Consider the following 3,393-nt stretch of genomic DNA (forward strand, 5'->3'; position numbering starts at 1 on the left):
TCAGATCTCCATGCACTCCAACCTGATCTACTCTGCATTTGACCCACGTTTCAACGTTGTTTCTCTTCCGTTCGTCTATGATTCTTACGACGATGCAGATGCGAAATTCGACGGCGAAGCAGGTGCAAAGCTGAAGGAAATCCTCAGTGAATACGGACTCCACTGCATGGGTATTGCAGAGAACGGTTTCCGTGAAATCACAAACAGCAAACATGAGATTAAATCTGTAGACGATATGAAGAACCTGAAGGTTCGTGTAGCAGGTTCCAACCTTCTGATGGAATGCTACAAGAGATGGGGTGCTGATGCCACAAACATGAACTGGTCTGAAACCTACACAGCACTTCAGCAGAACACTGTTGAAGGTCAGGAGAATCCACTTCCCGCTATCGACGCAGCAAGTGTTCAGGAGGTTCAGCCTTACTGCTCTATGTGGGATGCAATTTATGACTGTCTGTTCTTCTGTATCAACGAAGACATCTACAACAGCCTCACACCAGAACAGCAGGAAGTTGTTGACGAGGCAGGACAGAAAGCAGTTGAATATGAGCGTTACATCAACCGTTCCGGAGATGACGAGATCAAAGAACGCTGGGCAAGCCAGAACGGTGTAACAATCACAGAAAAAGAAGACATGGACATCGACTCCTTCAAAGAAGCAGTTGACGGTATCGATGACTGGTTTGTAAACGAACTGAAGAGCCAGGGCTATGACGATGCCCAGGATCTGGTTGATCTTTTCACAAAGGACTCCTTCAACACAGTGGAAGATTACAGTAATCTGGACTGGCCGGAAACAACCTGGAACTTCGCTTGCTCCACTACTGAGACAAGTACCTGGGCTGACGGCGGACGTAAGTTCGGTGAACTGATGGAAAAAGCTACAGGCGGAAAGGTTAAAGTCAATATTTATGCAGCTGACCAGCTTACAAACGGCAACCAGTCCGAAGGTATTCAGGCTCTGATGAATGGTGACCCGGTTCAGATTTCCATGCACTCCAACCTGATCTACTCTGCATTTGATCCACGTTTCAACGTTGTTTCTCTTCCATTCGTCTATGATTCTTACGACGATGCAGATGCGAAATTCGATGGCGAAGCTGGTGAAAAACTGAAAGAAATCCTTGGCGAATACGGACTCCACTGCATGGGTATCGCAGAAAACGGTTTCCGCGAGATCACAAATAGCAAACATGAAATCAAATCTGTAGATGATATGAAGAACCTGAAGGTTCGTGTAGCAGGTTCCAACCTTCTGATGGAATGCTACAAGAGATGGGGTGCTGATGCCACCAACATGAACTGGTCAGAGACTTACACAGCACTTCAGCAGAACACGGTTGAAGGTGAGGAAAATCCACTTCCTGCTATCGACGCAGCAAGCGTTCAGGAGGTTCAGCCTTACTGCTCCATGTGGGATGCAATTTATGACTGTCTGTTCTTCTGCATCAATCAGGATATCTACGACGGCCTCACACCAGAACAGCAGGCAGTTGTTGACGAATGTGGCCAGAAGGCAGTTGAGTATGAACGTTACATCAACCGTTCCAGCGATAATGAGATCAAAGAACGCTGGGAATCCAAAAACGGCGTAACCTTCACAGAGAAAGCTGATATGGATATCGATTCCTTCAAGAAAGCTGTAGACGGCGTAGACGACTGGTTCGTAAATGAGCTGAAGAGCCAGGGCTACGAAGACGGCCAGGATCTGGTTGATCTGTTTACCAAATAATCCTTACGGTTACAAAACTCCATAAAAATAAATGAACAGGGTATGAAGTTTCATCAGATTACGATGAACTTCATACCCTGTTTTGTTTTTAATAATATAGAACGTAAAGTACTTGATATCTTCTATTTTTCACGTTATACTGAACAAGTATAATTGAACAGACCCGGATGCGAAATTTCGACCCCTGCCCTCCAGTTTCACGAAAGGAGGGTGATGCCCGATGAACACAATGGAAGTCCTTACTTTATTGTTAGTAATTTTTACGGCATTGACTTACATAGATCAACATAAAAAGAAATAAGCATCCCACCGCCCAAAGTTGGATGCTTAATTTCTTTACTCATTAATTATACCGAGGGCAACCGGAACACGCTTCCGATCATCTTCTAAGTAGATTATACAATGGGGCACCTGATTTTTCAAGTGCCCTTTTTTATAAAGTAAAGCAGACATTCGCAATCGTTACTGTTCACTCCGTTCACAGTAACGTAGCCAAAATTCATTCCAGATTGCCTGCGGCAATAGAATTTTGGCTTGTATGTCTCGGGATTTTGGCATATTCATGCCAAAACACCTCGCGGGATAGTGGTGTGTGAACAGTAACTCGCAATCCGCTTCGCTACTTGCTCATGAACGCAGTCACTTCGCGACCTGCGTTCAAATCTCAGATTTTCAGATAGGATTTAATTTTCTCCTCATGCAGTTCTTCTCCAATCACGATCAGGACCTCCTGTCCTACATGAAGCGGTCGGATTGTAATTTCATTCTTCGTAGCATTTAATTCAATCCACTTCCGTCTATCGCACTCTGCCCATGCAGATAGTCCAGAACCGTCTTCGCTGTCACTGTCTACTCTCATAAATCCCTTCATCCGGAACACACGCCCGCATTCAGGATCAGACAGAATCTTCTCAGCTGCTTCCCGCAGCTCCTTCTCAGTCATCTTCACATTCATAAAGTACAGAGAAGTAAAGGCATCCTCTGCCTCAAACTCCGGTTTCCTGTAGCTTGCCATCACATATCCACAAGATGCAATCCGGTCAAAGTCCTCTTTCGACATCTCATCCCAATTCTTGTGGATAATATTAACTGTATCCACATCATCCATTTCACAGCAAAATCTCCTGCTGCAATGAACCTTCTCCAACGCCTGATTCACATGCTCAATCGTACCCTGGATTTCCTCGGGTGATGCGTCCTGGCTCTTGCTCATCACAATGCATCCGGCATCTGCCACCTCAGAAGCCAGAATGAAATCCGCCTCCTCTGACAGATCACGCTCCAGCTTAGAATCCACAATTGCAATCACATTCCCAATCTGATACCAACGGTTTAACGGCTCCTCATGAAGAATATCAAAGAACTCATCCACATCAAAAATCCCAGACGGCTCCACGATCACACGGTCATAACCGCACATACCCATAGCAATCAGTTTCGTCTTAAATCTCCTCCTGTGGCAGTCCTTATCACACCCTCCTGAGATCATCTCCAGCTCACAGTTCTCTCCCATCAGATCCTGAAGCAACATCATATCCACATTCACAGCCCCGTAATCATTCTCCAGAATCCCAATATTATTACCAGCATCCATCAGATACTGCGCATACTTCCTGATAAACGTCGTCTTCCCTGAACCAAGAAAACCAGTGATCAGATCT

Annotated in this window: 2 protein-coding genes; one reads left to right on the forward strand and one right to left on the reverse strand. The window is 45.3% G+C overall.

The genetic code is table 11. The features are described from left to right. Positions 1 to 1,732 (forward strand): DctP family TRAP transporter solute-binding subunit (locus AC075J_RS01970; RefSeq protein WP_476389905.1); only part of this gene is annotated, 1,732 nt, incomplete at its 5' end. Between the two features lie 664 nt (positions 1,733 to 2,396). Here the strand turns inward: AC075J_RS01970 and AC075J_RS01975 are convergent. Further along, positions 2,397 to 3,393 (reverse strand): GTP-binding protein (locus AC075J_RS01975; RefSeq protein ID WP_476389906.1); only part of this gene is annotated, 997 nt, incomplete at its 5' end.

This window comes from Blautia sp. ZXY-1-C6, assembly GCF_056339875.1.